Below are 21,390 nucleotides of genomic sequence, written 5' to 3'. Positions count from 1 at the left end.
TTTCGGCTCTCGCGGACGCGTCGCCATCGTGCGGCCGCGCTCTCGTGAGCTAAGAGCGCTTTGCGATCGGACAGGGCCGTTCGATCGATCAGAATTCGCGCCGGGGGATATCGCCCTCGAGAGCGCAAAGGGCTTCGCCCGAGAGATGGGGTCGGCGATATGTCTCAGAACAAACGGATGACGAGGGCGCTCGGCGCCGCGGCTTTGGCGCTGGCGATCGGCTTCGGCGCCCCGAAGGCGATGGCGGCCGAATGCGGGCGCAATGGCGAGGGATTCGAGGCCTGGCTCAGCAGCTTCGAGAAAGAGGCCGCTGCGGCGGGAATTTCCAAGGCGGCGATCGATTCTTCGCTTCGCGACGTCTATTACGATCGCTCGGTGATCTCGCATGATCGCGGGCAGAAAGTGTTCCGCCAGACCTTCGAGCAATTCTCCGCGCGCATGGCCAATTCCTTCCGCGTGAGCAAGGGGCGCGCGCTGCTGCAGAAGCATGCGGCGCTGTTCAAGCGCATCGAGCAGAAATATGGCGTGCCGGGGCCGGTCATCGTCGCGATCTGGGGGCTGGAGACGGATTTCGGCTCCTATCTCGGCGATTTCTCGACGATTCGCGCGCTGGCGACGCTCGCCTATGATTGCCGTCGCGCCGACAAGTTCCGCGCCGAGCTGCTGGACGCGCTGCGCATCGTGGAGCGCGGCGATCTCGATCCCGCGCAAATGCGCGGCGCCTGGGCCGGCGAGATCGGCCAGACGCAGTTCATGCCCTCGTCCTATCTGAAATTCGCCGTGGATTTCGACGGCGACGGCAAGCGCGATCTCGTTCACAACACGGCGGATGTGCTCGCCTCCACCGCCAATTTTCTGCATGGCTATGGGTGGAAGCCGGGCGCCGGCTGGGACGAGGGCGAGCCGAATTTTCCGGCGCTGCTCGAATGGAACAAGGCGAAGGTCTATTCCAAGACCATCGCCCTGCTCGCCGACAAGATCAAAGGCGGGAGCGACACGCGCGCCTCGGGAATGGACAATCCCGTCGAGAAGGCGCGATGAGCGGCCGCGTCCTGCGCTCGGCGGAGGATCACTCCGCCGGTTCGGCCTCCGCCGTCTTCAGCGAATGGATCGGCCGGTGCCGTAGATAGATGAAGAACATGGCGATGACGCCGACGCCCATGAGCAGATAGAGGGGCAGGGTGCGCATGAAGCTCATGCCCACGGAGAAGGGGAAGCGCGACACCCAGCGCTCGCCATGGTCGCCGGTCACGGTGACTATGCCGACGAAATAGCCCGCATCGGGAAAGTCGTGCTCGAAATTGATCGTGCCGGTCGGATAGGTGCGCGGGCCGCGATAGGCGACGGTCGCAGCGTCTATGTCGGCGTTCTCTTTCTCCTCGCCGCCGATATCCTTGACGATTCTGATCTCCACCGCCATGTCGCGCAGCTCGTCCTGCTCGGCGTCCAGCGCGATGATCATGTGGCCGGTCGCCGGAATATCCTCGCAGAACTCGTTCTTGGAGGCGTCCGGCATATAGCCGGTGAAGTTCATTATGTCCGGCCCGATGAACAGCCGACACCGCCCCTCGGCGGAGCCGAGCCGGCCATGGGCCGAGGCGGGGGCCGCGGCGCCGAGAAGCGTCAGAAGAAGGACGAGGAGAACGGGCGGCGTGGAACGAGTCGCAGGACGTAGAAACCCATCGATCGACCGCCAGAACGGGGCAAGACCGCTGTCGGACATGATGATTCCCCCATGGAGCATGTGTTGCGGGCCTCGTTCCGTGGGCGCCTTCGCTCCGACGACGAAGCGAGAGCCGGTTCGGCCGACCCGGTCGCTCGCCGCCTGCGACAATGCGGCATGTTAGCGCATTCTGAGGGAGCGGCAAGAGCGTGCACGGGCTCGGCTTTTGTCCGCCTCCCGGCATAGAATTGCCGCCCGCCGCGAGTCCTATACTGCGCCTTTTGCTTGCGTTTTGCTCGCGATAGCGCGAACTTTGCCGCATTGCGCCCGCGGACTCTTGTTTTTCCGCGGGCCGCACGCCATATTCGACGGCGAGGACCGCGCCGATTGGCCGGATAGACCGGGCCGCGCGGCCTTTTTCGAGAGGATGCTATGTCCAATTTCGACCGCAACACGAGCTTCGGCTATCGGGGCGGGGTCTCCAGAGCCGGCACGGCCGAGATCGACCAGGGCCTGCGCGCCTATATGCTCGGCGTCTATAATTATATGGTCCTGGGTCTCGGCGTCACGGGCGTCGTCGCGCTCGGCACGCATATGCTCGCCGTGGCCAAGGAAGGCGGGCGGCAGATCGCCCTCACGCCCTTCGGCCAGATGCTCTACACCAGCCCGCTGAAATGGGCGGTGATGCTGGCGCCGTTGGCCTTCGTGTTCTTCCTGGGCTATCGCGCCGACCGCATCTCCGCGGCGACGGCTCGCAACCTGTTCCTCGCCTTCTCGGCGGTGATGGGCCTGTCGATGTCGTCGATCATGATCGTCTTCACCGGCGCGTCGATCGCCAAGGTGTTCTTCATCACCGCGGCGGCCTTCGGCGGCCTCAGCCTCTATGGCTATATGACGAAGCGCGATCTCTCGGCCTTCGGCTCCTTCCTGGTGATGGGCCTGTGGGGCCTCGTGCTCGCGAGCCTCGTCAACCTGTTCTTCCAGAGCAGCGCGATGCAGTTCGCCCTGTCGATCCTGTCGGTGTTCATCTTCGCGGGCCTCACCGCCTGGGACACGCAGTCGATCAAGGACGGCTATTATCAGAACGCCGGCTATGGCCAGGAGATGGTGCAGAAGCAGAGCATCTTCGGCGCTCTGTCGCTCTATCTCGACTTCATCAACATGTTCCAGTCGCTGCTCTACCTCTTCGGCGAGCGCAACGACTGATCGGACAATCCGATCCGGGATAAAGGAAGGCCCCGCTCCGGCGGAGCCTTTTCTTTTGCCGGCGTGCGCCAATGCGTTCAGTCGCGCACCAATTCGAGCTTCTTCTGCAGCACGGCGACGACGCGCGCGAGATCATGGCCGCGGCGCATGACGAGGCCGCCGGCGGCGACGACGCAATAGGCGCCCTGACGGCGCGCCAGCTCGGGATCTTTCTCGATGCGATAGAGCGGCGCCTCGCTGGCGCGGCGAAAGACCGAGAACACCGCCTTGGCGGATGAGAAATCGATGGCGTAATCGCGCCATTCGCCGGCGGCGACCTTGGCGCCATAGAGATCGAGCAGAAGTCGCAGCTCACGCCGATCGAAGGACACGAGCGGAGCGCTGCGCTCGGGCGCGGCCCTGGCCCGGTCCGCTTCATTGGTCGCGCGGCCTGCCACGACAGAGAGCAGGCCGCGCCGCCGGCTGGGATCGGTCGTCTCCGTCTCACTCATGCCGCTTTCCTCATTTCATGGGCATGATCGCGCGGCAAATGCGCGAGGGCAAGACAAAGATGACAATGAGACGACGATGGGCCGCGCGCGCCTGGCCGAGATTTCACATTTTCGCCAATATCGAGCCCCTTGTCCGCCAAAGGAGCCGACCAATATCTAGCCCATTGCCTCGACACGCTCGGGAAGCCGTTTTTCCGGATTTCGTCAGCCCCCCAGCCCCCCGGAAGGGCGCTTTTCGAGCACATGAGTTCGTGGCGATGGACGGGCCGGCCGGGCGACGCTCGGGCGGCCCGTCTTGTTTCGGGCTTTCCCCACGGCGCCTCGTCTCTCCACGCTTTCGCAAGTCTCGCGCGATCGAGTCGCGCGACCCATGGCGCCGTCTTGCAACTTCGCGGACGATCCCCGATATCACTCTCGCGTTTCGCTCGAGGCGGCTCGACGGACGCCATTGCCGATCAATGACGATCTCTATATCCCGGCCAGAGCCAACGCGCCGTCGGCCATGCTTTCATTTGCGGAAAGCGGCGCGCGCGGCGGAGCCGACAGAAAAAGCGGAGACGAGCCCGTGACCGACCACGCCGAAACACAGACGATCGACGCAGCCGAGCGCAGCGATTACGGCTTTCAGGCCGATGTCGCGCGGCTCTTGGAGCTCATGACGCATTCCGTCTATTCGGAGCGCGACATTTTCTTGCGCGAGCTCGTATCCAATTCGGCCGATGCGATCGAGAAGCTGCGCTTCGAGGCTGTGGCGAACGAGGCTCTGGCGGCGCAGGCCGGCGCGCCGCTCGTCACCATCGCGCTCGATAAGGAGGCGCGCACGCTGACCGTCGCCGACAATGGCGTCGGCATGTCGCGCGAGGATCTCGTCGCCGCGCTCGGCACGATCGCCAGTTCCGGCACGCGCGCCTTTCTCGACGATCTCGAGGCCAAGGGCGGCGCCGACAAGGGAGGCTCGCTGATCGGGCGCTTCGGCATCGGCTTCTATTCGGCCTTCATGGTCGCCGATCACATAGAGGTGGCGACGCGCCGCGCCGGCGCGTCCGAAGCATTTTTGTGGACGTCGGAAGGCAAGGGCTCGTTCCACATCGCGCCGCTGGCCGCGGAGGACGCGCCCGCCGTCGGTACGCGCGTCACGCTGCATCTCAATGCGGAATCGGACGAGTTCCTCGAGCCCTATCGCATCGAGCAGATTTTGCGCGAGCATTCGGGCGCCATCGCCATACCGATCGATCTCATCGAGGAGAAGGGCAAGGAGCCGCGTCGCCTCACCGACGGCGTTGCGCTGTGGACGCGGTCGAAATCGGAAATCAGCGAGCAGGACTATAAGGATTTCTATCAGCAGATCTCCGGCCAGTTCGACGAGCCGGCGCTCACCATTCATTGGCGCGCGGAAGGACGCACCGAATATACGGTGCTCGCCTTCGCGCCCGGCTCGCGGCCCTATGATCTCTTCGACCCCAAGCGCGCGAGCCGCTCCAAGCTCTATGTGCGCCGCGTGCTGATCTCGCGCGAGGCCGATATTCTGCCGTCCTGGCTGCGTTTCATGCGCATCGTCGTCGACAGCGCCGATCTGCCGCTCAACGTCTCGCGCGAGATGGTGCAGAACAATCCGATCATCGGCGCCATCCGCAAGGCGATCGGCACGCGCGTGCTCAAGGAGCTCGCCGATCTCGCCGCCACTGATTCGGAGAAATTCGCCGCCGTGTGGAAGAATTTCGGCGCCGTCATCAAGGAGGGCCTGCACGACGACCCGGCGCGCCGCGACGAGATTTTCGCCATTGCACGATTTTCGACGTCGCAGCATCAGGACGGCGGGCGCAGCCTGAAGGATTATGTCGAAAATCTGCGGCCCAATCAGACAGCGATCTATTACATCACCGGCGACGACAAGAAGCGGCTCGCCTCCAGCCCGCAGCTCGAGGGCTATCGCGCCAAGGGCATAGACGTTCTGCTGCTGGACGATCCGGTCGACGCCTTCTGGGTGACGAGCGCCGTCGGCTATGACGGCAAGCCGTTCAAATCGGTGACGCAGGGCGCCGCCGACATGGACGCCGTGCCGGCGCCGGAAGGCTCAGAGACGCCGCCCGCCGAGGCGAGCGCCGATGTCGCGCTGCTCACCGCCGTGCTGAAGGAGACGCTGGCCGAGCATATCGACGATGTGCGCGTCTCGACGCGCTTGCGCGAAAGCCCCGCCTGCCTCATCGCCGCCGATCACGGCTTCGATCTGCAGCTCGCGCGCATGCTGCAGGAGAGCGGCAATAAGGGCGTCTTCGGCAAGCCGATCCTCGAGATCAATCCCAGCCATGAGGCGGTGCTGGCGCTCGCGCAAAAGGCCAAGGCCGATCGCGCCGGCGCGCAGGACGGCTTGTGGCTGCTGCTCGACACGGCGCGCATCGCCGATGGCGAGGCGCCGATCGACGCCGCCGCTTTCGCCAAGCGCGTCGCCGCTCTGCTCGCCAAAGGCTGACGCGGCCGCATGATCGCTCCCGCGCTCGAGGATGCGCGCCGCGCCGCGGCGCTCGAGGAGGTCGCGGCCTTTCTCGAGCGCAGCGGAATCGAGGATGCGCGACGCGATGCGCGCGCGCTGCTGTTCGCCGCCGGCGGCTTCGGCGCGGCGGAGCTGCTGCTCGAGCCGATGGCGAAGCTGGGCGAAGCGGCGCTCGCGACCTTGCGCGATTCCGCGCGGCGCCGCGCGGCGCGCGAGCCCGTTTCGCGCATTCTCGGCATGCGCGGCTTTTGGACGCAGGATCTCGTCGTCTCGCCGCATGTGCTCGATCCGCGTCCGGATACGGAAACGCTGATCGAGCTTTCGCTCGAGCTCATGCGCGATCGGCGGCGCGAGCCATTGCTGATTCTCGAGCTCGGCGTCGGCTCGGGCGCGATTCTCTGCGCTTTGCTCGCCGAATTTCCCGCGGCGCGGGCGATCGGCGTCGATCTTTCCGCGGAGGCTTGCGCCGCCGCGGCGCTCAATCTGTCGCGCTGCGGCTTCGCGAATCGCGCCTCCTTGCTGCGCGGCCGCTGGGCCGATGCGCTCGGCGCGCGTTTCGATCTCATCGTCTCCAACCCGCCCTATATAGAAAGCGGCGAATTGGAAGCGCTCGAGCCGGAGGTGCGTCTTTATGATCCGCGCCTCGCGCTCGACGGCGGCGCCGACGGCCTCGCCTGCTATCGAGAGATCATCGACGATCTGCCGCGTCTGCTGGCGGCGCAGGGCGCCGCAGTGCTCGAGGCGGGAGACGGGCAGGCGCGCAGCGTCGCCGCGCTGATGGCGGAGAAAGGCCTCGAGCCGGCCGGAATTCGCAAGGACGCGGGCGGACGCGAGCGCGCCGTCGCGGCGCGTCGCCGCAGCTGACGCATCCGCAAGTCGTGACAAATTGGCTACACCCCCTATTTATGTGAGCGACGGAACGTTCGCGCCCTTGGCGAGGCTTCCCCGGTGGACTATAGTCGCTCGCGAAAAGACGCTGAACGTCGTGAGCGACGCCGAGCGCGGATGAGGGGGAATACGGCCGGTCCCCAAATTAGCCGATGGCGCGCATCCCGCGCCGCAGAGGCCGGAGTCCGGCGCCGCCGTTCGAACCAGACAAGACGATGCGAGAAGACTGCATGGTCGGGTGTTCGGCGCGACACTAATGTGTTCGAGCAATCGAGCGTGAGCGACGGTTTCGTGATCTGGCTATGACCGCGAAGACGGCGTGAGACACGCAACTCGCTCGCCGCGAGCCGAACGCTTCGACGCCGCCTCTCGGGGCCGCGTGATGCGCGATCGGCTCGGAGCGAGGCGCTCGGGTGAAGCACGCTCGAGTGAAATAGAGAATTCGGCGCAGGCCGTTCCACCAGAACGCCGCGCCGGCCGCGCGATCCATGCCGGGATCGCGCAAGCGACAGAACGGACAGATGCTCCGCTCGAGGTCGAGCGGAACCGCTCCGTTGGATCGGGCTCTTGCGGCAATGGCCGCGCCCGGCTTCCGCCTCTGACGCAGTTTCGAGCGTTCGTCCCTTTCGGCGCGTTCTGCCGAAGCACGACACGCCGAGCCGGCAAAGCGTAAGGACCTTCTCGAGGATATTCGATGAGACCAGGACAGAATAAACGCATCCGCGGCCGTAATGGCGGCCGAAAAGGACCCAATCCCCTCACGCGTTCCTACGAGTCGAACGGTCCCGACGTCAAAATCCGCGGCACCGCTCAGCATGTCGCCGAAAAATATCTTCAGCTCGCCCGAGACGCGCAATCCTCCGGCGACACCATCATGGCCGAGAGCCTGCTCCAGCACGCCGAGCATTATTTCCGCCTGATCGCCGCGGCTCAGTCCGCGCAGCAGCAGGCGCAGGGCGGCTATGGCGGCCGTCCCTTCGAGGCGTCGGACTCCGATGTCGACGATGATGACGATTTCAGCGGCATTTCGGATCGTTTCGCGCCGCTGTCCGAGCGCCTGCCGCAGACCGCCGGCTATCAGCCGCCGCAGCAGCAGCCCTATGCGTCCGCGCCTTATGCGCAGCCGACGCCGCAGCCGCAATTCGCGCCGCAGCCGCAGCCGCAGCCCTATGAGGAGCGCCCGATCGGCGATCGCGCCGGCGGCGAGCAGCCGCGCTACGAGCGCCAGCCGCGTCAGGATCGCGGCGGGCAAGATCGTGGTGGACAAGATCGCGGCGGCTTCCGCGATCGTCGCGACCGCAACAATGGCGGCGAGCAGAGCGCCGAAGGCGGCGGCGAGCGTCCGCATCGCCAGAATTTCGACCGCAATCGCGAGCGTCGCTTCCCGCCGCGGGTGCAGCCCGCCGCGCAGGAGGAGGCGCCCGCCGCCGCTCTGCCGTCCTTCATCACCGCGCCGATTCGCGCCGCCGGCCCGGAGGAGGGCGAGGCTTTCGCACGTTCCGAGCGCGCTGTCGTTCGCGAGCATGAGGAAGCCGCCGCCGGCTTTCATCTGAATCAGCGCCGCCGCCGCCGCACTCGCGCGCAGGGCGAGGAGGCGAATGGCAATGTCGCCGGCGACGAGACGCCGCGGACGGGCGAGCTGCCGCTCGCCGATTGAGCGTGACGTCGCGGCGCTCCGTCAGAGCGCTGCGCGTCTTTGCCCGCGCAGCGCCCGCTGGGCGAGAATCTTGTCGATCCGGCGGCCATCCTTGTCGAGAACTTCGAAGCGCCATCCATGCGCGTCGAAGCTCTCGCCGATCTCCGGCAGATGGCCGGCATGCGCCAGAACGAAGCCGGCGGCCGTCTGATAGCTCCGGTCCTCGGACGCGGGCATTGCGAGAAGCTCCAGCATTTCATCGGCGGGCATGGCGCCCGAGATGAGCCATGAGCCGTCGTCGCGCTGCACGGCATGAGGCTCGGGCGGGCCTTCCGCCGTCCCGAATCCGCCAGCGATCGCCTCGAGAATGTCGGCGTCGGTCACGATCCCCTGGAAGTGGCCATATTCGTCGAAGACCAGCGCGACATGGACGGAGGCGCGCTTGATCATCTCGACCACGTCCAGCGCATCGGCGGAGGCCGGGACGATCGGGGCCTGGCGCACGAATTCGCTCGGCTGCGGGCTCTCGCCGCGCAGATAGGAGTCGAGCAGGTCCTTCGCCTGCAGCACGCCGAGCATGTTCTCGGTCTTGCCGCGATAGGCGGGTAGCCGCGAATGGACGCTGGCGATGATCGCCGCACGGATCGTCTCCGGCGAATCGTCGAGATCGATCATGTCGACCTCGCCGCGCGGCGTCATCACGCCGCGAACCGGACGATCGCCGAGACGCATGACGCCGGCGATCATCGCGCGCTCGCCCGGCTCCAGAACGCCGGCCGTCTCGGCCTCGGCCACGAGCGCTTTGATCTCCTCGTCCGAAACCAGATGCGCGCCCGCCGCGCCATGGCCGAGCGCGCGCAGCAGCGCGCGTCCGGAGAGATCGAGAAGGAAGACGAGCGGCGCGGCGAGCCGAGCCAGCACGCTCATGACCGGAGCGACGGCGGCGGCGATCCGTTCGGGATCGCGCAGGGCGATCTGCTTGGGCACCAGCTCCCCGACGATCAAAGACACATAGGTGATGGCCGCGACGACGACACCGACGCCGAGCGTCTCCGACATGGCCGGAGACAGGCCTCGAGACGCGATCCATTCGGATAGCCGCGCGCCGAGCGTTGCGCCGGAGAAGGCGCCGGATAGCACGCCGATCAGCGTGATGCCGATTTGAACGGCGGAGAGAAATTTTCCAGGATCGGAAGCGAGGTCGAGGGCGGCGCGCGCGCCCGGAACCCCGCGCTCCGCCGACGCTCGGAGGCGCGCAGGGCGCGCCGATACGACGGCGAGCTCCGCCATCGCGAGCGCGCCATTGACCATGGTCAAGGCGATGACGACGGCAATTTCCAAGTAAGGCATAAATGCGAGCATAGCCGCGCCGTCGCCGTCCCGCGAGTCCCCCCTTTCGGGTCGGCAACGATCGCGTGAGCGCAAAAACGCCGCTTCGCCCTCGCTGTTCGAGCGGGAATCCTCGCGCTCCAGTCGTCGCACCCTCTTTTCGAGCGCGAGGGTCTTTCCCATATCGGCCGTGAAGGTCGCCGCAAGGGGCCGTTTTCACGCCATATAGGGACGAGGCGCGCCGCTTTGCGTGGCGTCTCGAGACCGGAGGGTTTCCATGAATTTCGACAAATACACGACGCGCGCGCAAGGCTTCGTGCAGGCCGCGCTGTCGCTCGCGACGCGTGAGGGCAATCCGCAGCTCACGCCCGAGCATGTGTTGAAAGTGCTGCTCGACGATGAGCAGGGCCTTTCCGCCGGTCTCATCGATCGCGCCGGCGGCCGCTCGCGAGAGGCGCTCGCCAAGACGGAAGCCGCGCTCGCCAAGCTGCCGAAAGTCTCCGGCGGCGGCGCCGGACAGCCTTCGCTCAATCAGGCCACCGCGCGGCTCTTCGACAATGCCGAGAAGCTCGCGCAAAAGGCCAGCGATTCCTACGTCACCGTCGAGCGCTTGCTGCTCGCCATCGCGCTCGAGAAGGGAACCGACGCGGCGCGCATTTTGAGCGAGGCCGGCGTGACGCCGCAGACGCTCAACTCCGCCATAGAGGATTTGCGCAAGGGCCGCACGGCCGATTCCGCCTCGGCCGAGAGCGCCTATGATTCGCTGAAGAAATATGCGCGCGATCTCACCGAGGCCGCGCGCGAGGGCAAGCTCGACCCCGTCATCGGCCGCGACGAGGAAATCCGGCGCACGATTCAGGTGCTGTCGCGCCGCACCAAGAACAATCCCGTGCTGATCGGCGAGCCCGGCGTCGGCAAGACGGCGATCATCGAGGGCCTGGCGCTGCGCATCGTCAATGGCGACGTGCCCGAATCGCTGCAGGACAAGAAGCTGCTCGCGCTCGACATGGGCTCGCTGATCGCCGGCGCGAAATATCGCGGCGAGTTCGAGGAGCGCTTGAAAGCCGTGCTGAACGAGATCACCGCCGCGCAGGGCGGGATCATATTGTTCATCGACGAGATGCACACGCTGGTCGGCGCCGGCAAGGCGGATGGCGCGATGGACGCCTCCAATCTGCTGAAGCCCGCATTGGCGCGCGGCGAATTGCATTGCGTCGGCGCGACCACGCTCGACGAATATCGCAAGCATGTGGAGAAAGACGCGGCGTTGGCGCGGCGCTTCCAGCCGGTGTTCGTCGACGAGCCGACAGTGGAGGACACCATCTCCATTCTGCGCGGGCTGAAAGAAAAATACGAGATGCACCATGGCGTGCGCGTCACCGACGCCGCGATCGTGGCGGCCGCGACGCTCTCCAATCGCTACATCTCCGATCGGTTTCTGCCGGACAAGGCGATCGATCTCGTCGACGAGGCCGGCTCGCGGCTGCGCATGCAGATCGACTCCAAGCCGGAGGAGCTCGACGAGCTCGACCGACGCATCATCCAGCTGCGCATAGAGCAGGAGGCTCTGCGCAAGGAGATCGATCCGGCCTCGAAGGACCGGCTCGCCAAATTGGAGACCGAGCTCGCCGAGCTGACCGAGAAATCATCGGCGCTCACTCAGCGCTGGAAGTCCGAGAAGGACAAGCTCGGCGTCGCCCAGAAATTGAAGGAGCAGCTCGAGAACGCCCGCAACGAGCTGGCGCAGGCGCAGCGCCGCGGCGAGTTTCAGCGCGCCGGCGAGCTCGCCTATGGGCTGATCCCCGATCTCGAGCGCAAGCTCGCGTCGAGCGAGAAAGAAGGCGCGCAGAAAATGCTCGAGGAGGAGGTCACTCCCGAGCATGTCGCGCAGGTCGTCTCGCGCTGGACCGGCATTCCCGTCGATAAAATGCTCGAGGGCGAGCGCGAGAAGCTGCTGCATATGGAAGACGAGCTGGCGCGCCGCGTCGTCGGGCAGAGGGAGGCGGTCGCCGCCGTCTCCACCGCCGTGCGCCGCGCCCGCGCCGGATTGCAGGATCCCAATCGCCCGATCGGCTCCTTCATCTTCCTGGGGCCGACAGGCGTCGGCAAGACGGAGCTGACCAAGGCGCTCGCCAATTTCCTCTTCGACGACGAGACCGCTTTGGTGCGGCTCGATATGTCGGAATATATGGAGAAGCATTCGGTGGCGCGGCTCATCGGCGCGCCTCCCGGCTATGTCGGCTATGAGGAGGGAGGGGCGCTCACCGAGGCGGTGCGGCGAAGGCCCTATCAGGTCGTGCTGTTCGACGAGATCGAGAAGGCGCATCCGGACGTGTTCAACGTCCTGCTGCAGGTGCTGGACGATGGCCGCCTCACCGACGGCCAGGGCCGCACCGTCGATTTCAAGAACACGCTCATCATCATGACGTCGAATCTCGGCTCCGAATTCCTGGTGATGCAGCAGGAGGGTGAGGATTCCTCCGCCGTGCATGCCGAGGTGATGCAGGTGGTGCGCGCGCATTTCAGGCCGGAGTTCCTGAACCGCGTCGATGAGATCGTGCTGTTCCACCGCCTGCGGCGCGAGGATATGGGCGCGATCGTCGATATTCAGATCCTGCGGCTGCAAAAGCTGCTGGACGATCGCAAGATCACGCTGAAGCTCGACGAGAAGGCGCGGGCGCTGCTCGCCGCCAAGGGCTACGACCCGGCCTATGGCGCGCGTCCGCTGAAGCGCGTGATCCAGAAGGAGCTGCAGGACCCGCTCGCCGAGGCGCTGCTCGGCGGCGACATAGCGGACGGCTCGACCGTGTGGGTCTCGACCGACAGTCAGGGGCTGACGCTGGATGGGCGGCCGATCGGGCGGCGCGGCTTCGGGGCCGAAAAGGCGGCGTGAGCAATGAGAGGAGGGGGCGCTGCGCGCGCCCTCATCCGACCTCGCGAATGCGCGAGCGACGAGAGCCTTCGGCGCGCAACTTGCTTCTCGCGAGCCGGAGGCGCGCGATGAAATTCTATATGACGCCGGGGTCCTGCTCGACCGGAATTCACATTCTGCTCGAGGAGATCGGCCTCGTCTTCGAGGCTTATATCCTCAATCTGCCGCGGGGCGATCATCTCAAGCCAGAATATCTCGCCATCAATCCGCATGGCACGATTCCGACGCTGGTGCGCGACGACGGCACGGCGCTCTGCGATTTTGTCTCGATCGCGACATGGCTCGCCGAGACCTATCCGCGCCGCAAGCTGCTGCCCGAGGACCTCGCCGGCAAGGAGCGGGCGATGGAAGTGCTCAATTTCGCCACGCGCTACATTCATGGCGAGGGCTTCCGCCGCGTCTTCACGCCGGAGCGCTACGCCGTCGCCGGCGACATAGAGGCGGTGAAGGCGCAGGGGCGCGAGATCGTCGCCGAGGCGCTGCTGAAAGTGAGCGGCGAGCTCGACGGCAAGAATTATGCGGCGGGCGCCTTCTCCATCGCCGACGCCGGCCTGTTCTATGTGGAGTTCTGGGCCGACAAGATCGGCATGGAGCTGCCGGTCAATTGCCGCGCCCATTACGAGCTGATGAAGACGCGGCCGACGGTGCGGCAGGTGCTGGCCGAGGAAGGCTATCGCTGAGCTTTTGCTTTGCTGCGCGACAACTTGCCGCAGGAGAGCCTCGGCGGGCGCCTTGACCCTTCGCCGCCGCTCCCCTAGCGTTGAGGCTCGCAGCTCGGAGAAGGCGGCCCGTGCAAGTCGAGACTCGCAAGATCTTCAGAATGGAGAGAGCCGTCGTCGGCATGCTGGCGGCTGCTGTCCTTCTGCTGCAGATCGTGGCGGTCGGCTTCGCCACTGGCGCCATGGCCCAGGACGGCGCTTTCGGCGTCGTCTGCGTCACCGCTCAGCCGGGTTCTCCCACCTCCGACACCGCGCCTGTCGAGAAGCATGTCGGCCCTTGCTGCATGCTTCATTGCAGCTCGGCGGCCGAGGTCGATGGCTCCGATGCGGTGGTCATTGTCCTCGCTTTCGACTTCCCCGCGGCCTCTCCGCCGGCGTTCGACGCTCGGACGGCCGAGGCCGCCGCCGCGCCGCCGGAACTGCGGCCCCTCTCGCCACGCGCGCCACCCGCCACAATCGCCTGATCCCCTTGTGACATCGGGGGCGCATTTTGCCGTCCTCGAGCCGGGAGCAGGCCGCGTCCGACGATCGAAGCGCTCTCTCGCCGCCGATCGCGACGCCTGAAAGCGGGTTCGGAGAGCGATCGGCTCTTCCCCCGTCCTTCAATCGATGAATTTCCGCCCGTGTCTCGCCGAGCGATCGCGCGTCTTTATCGCGTGAGCTCGCGGAGCCGAGGGCGATCCCATCGGCGCAGCGCCCTTAAGATGGCGCGCGCCTCACCTCTTCACTCGGAAGCTCTCCTCCGAGTGGGGCTCCCAACTTTCAACCCCGCCCGATGACGATGGTCTCGGGCGGGTCTTTTTTTGGCGTGGGAGGGGGAAAAAGTCAGGCCGCGGCGGCGGTGACGCGATTGCGGCCGCCGCTCTTCGACTCATAGAGCGCCTTGTCGGCGCGCCGCAGCAGCGCCTCGGCGTTGGCGTCCTTGCCGCGCTCGGCGATGCCGATCGAGGTGGTGACGGGAATGGTGCGGCCGCTGCGGTCGATGCAGAAAGGCTCGGACTGTATGGCGGCGCGCACGCGCTCGGCCACTTTGGCGGCGACGACCAGCGGCGTGTCCGGCATCACGATGACGAACTCCTCGCCGCCGAGGCGGCAGATGAGATCGGCGCTGCGCACCACGCGCTTCATGCGCTGCGCGAAATGCTTCAGCACCTCGTCGCCGGCGTCATGGCCATGCGTGTCGTTGACCGATTTGAAATGATCGATGTCGAGCATCATCAGCGTCAGCGCGCGGCCCTTGTGAGCGGCCTGGTCGAGCAGGGCCGAGAGATGCGTCTCGAGATAGCGCCTGTTGTTGAGGCCGGTCAGCGAATCGACGGCGGCGAGCTCGATGGCGGCCTGCAGATCAGAGCGCAGGCTGTCGGCGTAGCGCTTGCGGCGCAGCTGGCTGCGCACGCGAGCGACCAGCTCGTTTCGATCGACCGGCCGAACGATATAGTCGTTCACGCCGAGATCGAGGCCGCGCAATATGCGGCTGCGATCGTCCATATCGGCCATGACGAGAATGGGCAGCGCGCGCGTGCGCTCGAGCGAGCGAATCTGGCTGCAGAAGCGCAGCGCGTCGAATCCCTTGAGGTCGAGGCTGACGGCGATTAGGTCGAAATTCCCTTCCGCGGCGCGGAACAGCGCGTCCTGCGGATCGGAGACGATCGTCACCTCATGCTGATCGCGCAGCGCAATGGTGATTCGCTCGGCCGAGCCGCCGCGATCCTCGAGCACGAGAATGCGGCCGTTCTTGCCGGCGTCGGCCATTGCGCGCGCGCCCTTGTCGCCGAGGCCGAGGCTGGCGGAAGTGTCCGCGCGGGCGCGCAATTCGTCGAGCATCACCTTGAGGCGGGCGAGCGAGCGAACGCGCGCGATGAGCGCGATCTCGTCGACGGGCTTGGTGAGGAAATCATCGGCGCCGGCCTCGAGGCCGCGCAGCCGGTCTGCCGGCTGATCGAGCGCCGTGACCATCACGACCGGAATATGCGCGGTGATGGGGTCGGCCTTCAGGCGCCTGCACACCTCGAAGCCATCCATGCCCGGCATCATCACATCCAGCAGCACGATGTCGCAGCGTTCCTCGCGGCAGAGCGCGATCGCCTCCGGCCCGTTGGTCGCCGAGAGGACGTCGAAATATTCGGCCGTCAGACGCGCCTCGAGCAATTTGATATTGGGCAGAAGATCGTCGACGATCAGAATGCGTGCGGTCATGACGCTCGGCCTCTCACCTGTCCGCCAAAAATGCGTTTACTGTTTCCAGAAAGCGGGCCACGGAGATCGGCTTCGAGAGATAGGCCTCGCAGCCGCCCTGGCGAATTTTCTCCTCGTCGCCCTTCATCGCGAAGGCGGTGATCGCGATGATGGGGATGGAGCGCAACTGCTCGTCGTCCTTGATCCAGCGCGTGACCTCGAGGCCCGAGATCTCCGGCAGCTGAATGTCCATCAATATGAGGTCCGGCGAGTGGCTGCGCGCCAGCGCGATCGCCTCGACGCCGCTCTTTGTTTGCAGCGTCGAATGCCCATTGGCCTCGAGGAGATCGTTGAAGAGCTTCATGTTGAGCTCGTTATCCTCTACGATGAGGACTGTTTTGGGCATTGGCTCCGCTCTCGCGATTCTGCTCTCGTTTCGGCGCGGCTCGCGCCCATTGGCGTCTCGTTCCCGGAGGCGGCGGCGGAAGGTTCCGTCTCGTCTCAAGATCGAAAGCCGGTGCATTCGAAGACGATCTCGCCTTCGGGTTAGCAGATGAAGATTGATGAAATGAAAATCGAAAAGACTAGACACCGTCTCGGTGGCGAAAAGCGGGCGGCCGCGCCATCGAAATCGGACGCGCGATCTATAGCCTTGCGATCATTGGTTTTTCTGGCCGCGGATGATGATCGCATGGGGCGTTTTCTGGCGCTCACCGGCGTCGATCCCGGCGATATTCGCGCGCTGATGGGCGAGGAAGGCTTTCAGATCGCTCTGCTCGCGCATATTTGCGGCGACGAGCCGCTGCTCATCGATTTCGCCAGCGGAGAAAATATTTCGCCCGAAAGCGTCGTCGCGGCGCTGATGGCGCTGTCCGGCCCCATAATGGATTGAGGCGCGAAAGCGGCGCAACGAAGTCGAGGCGCCGAATCATCGCCGTTTTTCGTCATGATTGCCCATCGTCCAGGCTCTCCGCCCCCGCTTTGGCGACGAGTCCATCCTGGAAGGACTGCAAGCCGGAGACGCCGATCGCGCCCACAATATCGCCGCGATAGACGAGCGGCAGGCCGCCTTCCACCGCCGTGATCCCGGGCAGGCTCAGCATGGCGACGCGTCCGCCGGCGACGATATCCTCGAGCGCCTTGCTCGGACGCTTGAACAGAGCCGCCGTGCGCGCCTTCTGCGTCGCGATCTCGGCGGAGGCCGGCTGCGTTCCGTCGATGCGCTGCAAAAGCACGAGATGGCCGCCTTCGTCGACGATTGCGACGACGACGCTCCAGTCATTCTTCACCGCTTCGGCCTCCGCCGCGGCGGCGACGCGTCTGGCGTCGGCGAGAGTGAGCGCAAATCTGGTCTTCATCGCAATGGGTCCTTGCCTTCGCGGCCGCGGCGAGCGGCGGGCTTGCGCGCCGGCGCCCGCTCGAATAGGGAGGTAACGAGCACGAAACGGCCGGCGCGCGCAAGCCGGCCGCAGCGCCGAGCCAAAGTTTCGGCATTTTCAGCGAGATCGCATGTCCCTTATCATGCCGCTACCCGAGCAGGCGATATTGGCGCGCCGCGAGGAGCTGCTGGCGCGCCTGCGCGCCATTCTGCCCGCCGCCAATGTCATCGCCGACGAGACCGCGCGCCGCGCCTATGAATGCGACGCGCTGGTCATGTATCGCGCGCTGCCGCTGGTCGTGGCGCTGCCGGAGACGGTGGCGCAGGTGAGCGCGATCATGGCGCTGGCCCAGGAGATGAACGTGAAAGTGGTGCCGCGCGGCGCCGGCACCTCGCTCTCCGGCGGCGCGCTGCCGCTCGAGGACGGCATTCTGCTCGGAATGGCCAAGTTCAACCGCATATTGGAGGTGGATTTCGAGAATCGCTGCGCGCGCGTGCAGCCCGGCGTGCAAAATCTCGCCATCTCGAAAGCCGTCGAATATGCGGGCTTCTATTATGCGCCCGATCCCTCCTCGCAGATCGCCTGCACCATAGGCGGCAATGTCGGCGAGAACGCCGGCGGCGTGCATTGCCTGAAATATGGGCTGACCACCAACAACATACTCGGCCTCGAGGTCGTGCTGATGGGCGGCGAGGCGCTGCGCCTCGGCGGCAAGCATCTGGACAGCGAGCTCTATGATCTCATGGGGCTGATGACAGGCTCCGAAGGGCTGCTCGGCGTGGTGACGGAAGTGACGGTGCGGCTGCTGCAAAAGCCCGTATCCGCGCGCGGCCTGCTGCTCGCCTTCCCCACAGTGGAGGCCGGCGCGCGCTGTGTCGGCGCCATAATCGCGCGTGGCATTATTCCGGGCGGGCTCGAGATGATGGACGCCGCCACAATTGGCGCTGTCGAGAATTTCCAGCCCTGCGGCTATCCGCTCGACGCCGGCGCCATCGTCATCGTGGAGCTGGACGGCACGCCGGCGGAGGTCGATCACCTCGTCGCCGTCGTCGAGAGCATCGCCCGCGAAGAAGGCGCGACGCAGACGCGCATCTCGCAGAATGAGGCGGAGCGGCTGCGCTTCTGGGCCGGGCGCAAGAATGCTTTTCCGGCGGTGAGCTGCATCGGCCCGGATTATCTCTGCATGGACGGCACGATCCCGCGCGGGAGACTGCCGGAGGTGCTGACGCGCATGGATGGGCTGGCGAAATTTCATGGGCTGCGCGTCGCCAATGTGTTCCACGCCGGAGACGGCAATCTGCATCCGCTCATTCTCTATGACGCCTCCAAGGAGGGCGATATCGAAAGGGCCGAAAAGCTCGGCGCCGATATTCTCCGCCTTTGCGTCGAGGTCGGCGGCGTGCTGACCGGCGAGCATGGCGTCGGCGTCGAAAAGCGCGATCTGATGGGCGAGATGTTCGACGAGATCGATCTCGCGCAGCAGCAGCGCGTCAAATGCGCCTTCGATCCGCAACACAGGCTCAATCCGGGAAAAGTGTTTCCGACTCTGCATCGCTGCGCCGAGCTCGGCATGATGCATGTGCAGAGCGGCAAGCTGCCGTTCCCAGAGCTGCCGAGGTTTTGATGACGCCGGCCGCCTTCCAACAATCTTCGCGCGCGCCCCTTCTCCCACTTGTGGGAGAAGGTGGCCCTCGCGTCAGCGAGGGTCGGATGAGGGTCCGCGCAGAATTCGCGCGCTCGAACGAGAAGACGATGTTTTTTCGCAAACGGGCGAGAGCCCTCATCCGACCCCGCTTCGCGGGGCCACCTTCTCCCACGAGTGGGAGAAGGAGTCGCGCGGCGCGACTCGGGAAGCGCGTCGCATGCGCCTGACTCCGAGAGACGAGAAAGACGTCGCCGAGGCCATCCGCACCGCGCTCGCGCACGATGCGCCTTTGTCGATCGAAGGCCATGGCTCCAAAGCCGGGCTCGGCCGCGCGACGCAGCGCGATCGCGTGCTCTCGCTCGCCGCGCTCACCGGCGTCACGCTCTATGAGCCGCAGGAGCTGGTGCTCACTGCTCGCGCCGGCACGCCTTTGCGCGAGATCGTCGCTCTGCTCGACGCGCAAAATCAGCAATTGGCCTTCGAGCCGATGGATCATGCGGCGCTGCTCGGCGGCGCGCGCGACGACGCCACCATCGGCGGCGTGATCGCGACCAACGCCTCCGGCCCGCGACGGATAAAGGCGGGCGCGGCGCGCGATCATCTGCTCGGCTTTCGCAGCGTCACCGGCCGCGGCGAGATCGTGAAATCCGGCGGCCGCGTGATGAAGAATGTCACCGGCTATGATCTCTCCAAGCTCGTCGCCGGCTCCTATGGCACGCTCGCCGCGCTCACCGAGCTGACGCTGAAGGTGCTGCCCAAGGCGGAGACGGAGGAGACCTTGCTGCTCTCCAGCCTCGGGGCGGAGAAGGGCCTCGCAGCGCTGCGCAAAGCGTCCGGCTCGCCTTATGAAGTGTCGAGCCTCGCCTATGATCCGCAGGCCGACGCCGCTGCGCTGCGGCTCGAAGGGCCTCAGATTTCCGTCACGACGCGTCGCGACGATCTCACGCGCTTTCTCGCCGATTTCGGCGGCGCGACGCGCGTTCTCGCAGCAGACGAAAGCCGCGCCTTCTGGTCGCGCCTTCGCGACGCCGAGCCGATCGCGGGGGAGGGCGTCATATGGCGCGTTTCGCTCGCGCCGACGGACGGTTTTGCCTTCGTCGAGCGGCTGCGCGGCGCCGGCGCGCCGATCGTCGCGCATGTCTATGATTGGGCCGGCGGCCTCGTCTGGCTGCGCCTCGAGACGGCGGCGGATGCCCATGCGACGGCCATTCGCGCGATCGTCGATGCGCTCGGCGGCCATGCGACGCTGATCGGCGCCGACGCCGATATTCGCGCGCGCGTCGATGTGTTTCATCCGCAGCCTGCCGCTCTCGCCGCGCTGACGCGGCGCGTGAAGGAGGCTTTCGATCCACGCTTCATTCTGGAGCGCGGGCGATTGCGCGCGGAGTTCTGATGGCGCGGACGCCCCCTCCCCATCCCTCCCCCGCGTTGCGGGAGAGGGAGCGGATTGCGCGCTTCATCGAGAGTGCGCGATACGTCGGCCGCCCCCTCTCCCGCAAAGCGGGGGAGGGTGAGGGAGGGGGCCTCTTCGAGACAAGTCGAAAGAAGCGATGCTGACGCAATTCTCTCCCGAGCTTCTCGCCGATCCCGACATGGCGCAGTCGGAGAAAATTCTGCGCGCCTGCGTGCATTGCGGCTTCTGCACGGCGACATGCCCGACCTATCTGCTCACAGGCGACGAGCTCGATTCGCCGCGCGGGCGCATCTATCTCATGAAGGAGATGCTGGAGAACGGCCGCGCCGCCGACGAGCGCACCGTGCGCCATGTCGATCGCTGCCTCTCCTGCCTCTCCTGCATGACGACATGTCCGTCGAGCGTGCATTACATGCATCTCGTCGATCATGCGCGCGCGCATATAGAGAAGACCTATCGGCGTCCGCTGCTCGATCGCCTGCTGCGTGCGACGCTGGCTTTCGTGCTGACGCGGCCGGCGCTGTTTCGCCAGTCCATGCGCGCCGCGGCGTTGGCGCGTCCTTTCGCGGGCCTGCTGCCGCGGCGTCTGCGAGACATGATCGCAATGGCGCCGGCGCATTTGCCCGAGCCTTCGCCGATCGATCGCCCGCAAATCGTCGCCGCGCAGGGCGCGCGCAAAATGCGCGTCGCGCTGCTGAGCGGCTGCGCGCAGACCGTGCTCGACACGAAAATTCATGAGGCGACCGCGCGTCTGCTGACGCGGCTCGGCGCGGAAATCGTGGTGGCGGATGGCGCCGGCTGCTGCGGGGCGCTGCCGCATCATCTCGGCAAGAGCGCGGACTCACATGCGCTCGCGCGCCGCAATATCGAGGCTTGGACGCGCGAGATCGAGCGCGGCGGGCTCGATCATATCGTGATCGACACATCCGGCTGCGGAACGACGGTCAAGGATTATGGCCATATGTTCCGCGACGATCCCGCGCTCGCGGAAAGAGCCGCGCGCATCGCCGCAATGGCGCGCGACGTGACGGAGATTATTGCCGCTCTCGATTTCGCGCCCTCGGTCGATGTCGGACGTCTGCGCGTCGCCTATCATTCCGCCTGCTCATTGCAGCATGGGCAGAAGATCGCCGATCTGCCGATGGAGCTGCTGCGTCGCGCCGGCTTCGACGTCGTTCCCGTGCCCGAGAGCCATATCTGCTGCGGCTCGGCGGGAACCTACAATCTGTTGCAGGGCGAGCTGGCGAGCGCGTTGCGCGAGCGCAAGGTCGCCAATATCGAGTCGGTCGCGCCGCAGGCGATCGCTGCGGGCAATCTCGGCTGCATGATTCAGATCGGGCAGGGGACGGAAATCCCGATCACCCATACGGTGCAATTGCTGGATTGGGCGAGCGGCGGCCCGAAGCCGCTCGCCTAGAGCCG

18 protein-coding genes are annotated in these 21,390 nt (G+C 66.0%); 12 read left to right on the top strand and 6 right to left on the bottom strand.

What is annotated here, in order from left to right; translation table 11 throughout:
* Positions 1–159: 159 nt before the first annotated feature.
* Positions 160–1,041 carry a lytic transglycosylase domain-containing protein gene (locus K369_RS13165; protein ID WP_084570667.1) on the top strand — a complete coding sequence of 294 codons (882 nt, stop codon included), beginning with the start codon at positions 160–162 and terminating at the stop codon, positions 1,039–1,041.
* Between the two features lie 28 nt (positions 1,042–1,069).
* On the opposite strand, the gene K369_RS13160 is transcribed toward K369_RS13165, so the two are convergent.
* Positions 1,070–1,723 (bottom strand): hypothetical protein, encoded by a 654-nt coding sequence (locus tag K369_RS13160; protein ID WP_245278195.1) that lies wholly within the window; start codon positions 1,721–1,723, stop codon positions 1,070–1,072.
* A 372-nt stretch (positions 1,724–2,095) separates the two neighbouring features.
* Between K369_RS13160 and K369_RS13155 the strand changes: the two genes are divergently transcribed.
* Positions 2,096–2,869 (top strand): Bax inhibitor-1/YccA family protein, encoded by a 774-nt coding sequence (locus K369_RS13155; protein WP_036291779.1) that lies wholly within the window; start codon positions 2,096–2,098, stop codon positions 2,867–2,869.
* Positions 2,870–2,946: 77 nt separating this feature from the next.
* Here K369_RS13155 and K369_RS13150 read toward each other — a convergent pair whose 3' ends face one another.
* Positions 2,947–3,360 carry a DUF2794 domain-containing protein gene (locus K369_RS13150; protein ID WP_036291777.1) on the bottom strand — a complete coding sequence of 138 codons (414 nt, stop codon included), beginning with the start codon at positions 3,358–3,360 and terminating at the stop codon, positions 2,947–2,949.
* Between the two features lie 502 nt (positions 3,361–3,862).
* Between K369_RS13150 and htpG the strand changes: the two genes are divergently transcribed.
* The 3 genes from htpG to K369_RS13135 all read left to right on the top strand — a co-directional run bounded on the left by htpG (position 3,863) and on the right by K369_RS13135 (position 8,396).
* The gene (htpG, locus tag K369_RS13145) at positions 3,863–5,830 is read left to right on the top strand and encodes a molecular chaperone HtpG (protein ID WP_084570808.1); all 1,968 of its coding nucleotides are present in this window, start codon (positions 3,863–3,865) and stop codon (positions 5,828–5,830) included.
* A gap of 9 nt (positions 5,831–5,839) precedes the next feature.
* The gene (gene prmC / locus K369_RS13140; protein ID WP_036291775.1) at positions 5,840–6,715 is read left to right on the top strand and encodes a peptide chain release factor N(5)-glutamine methyltransferase; all 876 of its coding nucleotides are present in this window, start codon (positions 5,840–5,842) and stop codon (positions 6,713–6,715) included.
* 718 nt (positions 6,716–7,433) lie between these two features.
* A complete protein-coding gene (locus K369_RS13135; RefSeq protein WP_036291773.1) occupies positions 7,434–8,396 on the top strand; it encodes a DUF4167 domain-containing protein in 963 nt (320 codons plus the stop codon).
* Between the two features lie 21 nt (positions 8,397–8,417).
* On the opposite strand, the gene K369_RS13130 is transcribed toward K369_RS13135, so the two are convergent.
* Positions 8,418–9,725 carry a hemolysin family protein gene (locus tag K369_RS13130; RefSeq protein ID WP_036295135.1) on the bottom strand — a complete coding sequence of 436 codons (1,308 nt, stop codon included), beginning with the start codon at positions 9,723–9,725 and terminating at the stop codon, positions 8,418–8,420.
* Between the two features lie 256 nt (positions 9,726–9,981).
* Here K369_RS13130 and clpB point away from each other — a divergent pair, with 256 nt between their 5' ends.
* From clpB to K369_RS13115, 3 genes are all read left to right on the top strand, one after another.
* A complete protein-coding gene (gene clpB / locus K369_RS13125) occupies positions 9,982–12,597 on the top strand; it encodes an ATP-dependent chaperone ClpB (RefSeq protein ID WP_036291771.1) in 2,616 nt (871 codons plus the stop codon).
* 107 nt (positions 12,598–12,704) lie between these two features.
* Positions 12,705–13,316 carry a glutathione S-transferase family protein gene (locus tag K369_RS13120; RefSeq protein WP_018266325.1) on the top strand — a complete coding sequence of 204 codons (612 nt, stop codon included), beginning with the start codon at positions 12,705–12,707 and terminating at the stop codon, positions 13,314–13,316.
* A gap of 140 nt (positions 13,317–13,456) precedes the next feature.
* Positions 13,457–13,819: a hypothetical protein gene (locus K369_RS13115; protein ID WP_036291769.1), complete on the top strand. Its 363-nt coding sequence runs from the start codon at positions 13,457–13,459 to the stop codon at positions 13,817–13,819.
* 361 nt (positions 13,820–14,180) lie between these two features.
* On the opposite strand, the gene K369_RS13110 is transcribed toward K369_RS13115, so the two are convergent.
* Positions 14,181–15,551 (bottom strand): PleD family two-component system response regulator, encoded by a 1,371-nt coding sequence (locus K369_RS13110; protein ID WP_036291767.1) that lies wholly within the window; start codon positions 15,549–15,551, stop codon positions 14,181–14,183.
* Between the two features lie 13 nt (positions 15,552–15,564).
* Entirely contained in the window at positions 15,565–15,936 is a 372-nt protein-coding gene (locus K369_RS13105; protein WP_018266322.1) for a response regulator, read from the bottom strand.
* 147 nt (positions 15,937–16,083) lie between these two features.
* Between K369_RS13105 and K369_RS27980 the strand changes: the two genes are divergently transcribed.
* Entirely contained in the window at positions 16,084–16,422 is a 339-nt protein-coding gene (locus K369_RS27980; protein ID WP_051949269.1) for a DUF3572 domain-containing protein, read from the top strand.
* Between the two features lie 52 nt (positions 16,423–16,474).
* On the opposite strand, the gene K369_RS13095 is transcribed toward K369_RS27980, so the two are convergent.
* On the bottom strand, positions 16,475–16,888 hold the full coding sequence (locus K369_RS13095; RefSeq protein ID WP_036291764.1) for a heme-binding protein: 414 nt from the start codon (positions 16,886–16,888) through the stop codon (positions 16,475–16,477).
* Positions 16,889–17,039: 151 nt separating this feature from the next.
* Here K369_RS13095 and K369_RS13090 point away from each other — a divergent pair, with 151 nt between their 5' ends.
* The 3 genes from K369_RS13090 to glcF all read left to right on the top strand — a co-directional run bounded on the left by K369_RS13090 (position 17,040) and on the right by glcF (position 21,385).
* Complete coding sequence (locus tag K369_RS13090) at positions 17,040–18,533, top strand: FAD-linked oxidase C-terminal domain-containing protein (RefSeq protein WP_036291762.1); 1,494 nt, start codon at positions 17,040–17,042, stop codon at positions 18,531–18,533.
* A gap of 238 nt (positions 18,534–18,771) precedes the next feature.
* A complete protein-coding gene (gene glcE / locus K369_RS13085) occupies positions 18,772–19,947 on the top strand; it encodes a glycolate oxidase subunit GlcE (RefSeq protein ID WP_036291760.1) in 1,176 nt (391 codons plus the stop codon).
* A 157-nt stretch (positions 19,948–20,104) separates the two neighbouring features.
* The gene (gene glcF / locus K369_RS13080; RefSeq protein ID WP_036291758.1) at positions 20,105–21,385 is read left to right on the top strand and encodes a glycolate oxidase subunit GlcF; all 1,281 of its coding nucleotides are present in this window, start codon (positions 20,105–20,107) and stop codon (positions 21,383–21,385) included.
* Positions 21,386–21,390: the final 5 nt, after the last annotated feature.

The sequence above is a fragment of the Methylosinus sp. PW1 genome (genome assembly GCF_000745215.1).
Lineage (GTDB): Bacteria > Pseudomonadota > Alphaproteobacteria > Rhizobiales > Beijerinckiaceae > Methylosinus.
The sequence above is the reverse complement of the archived record's forward strand: the minus strand, read 5'-3'. Positions and strand labels throughout refer to the sequence as shown.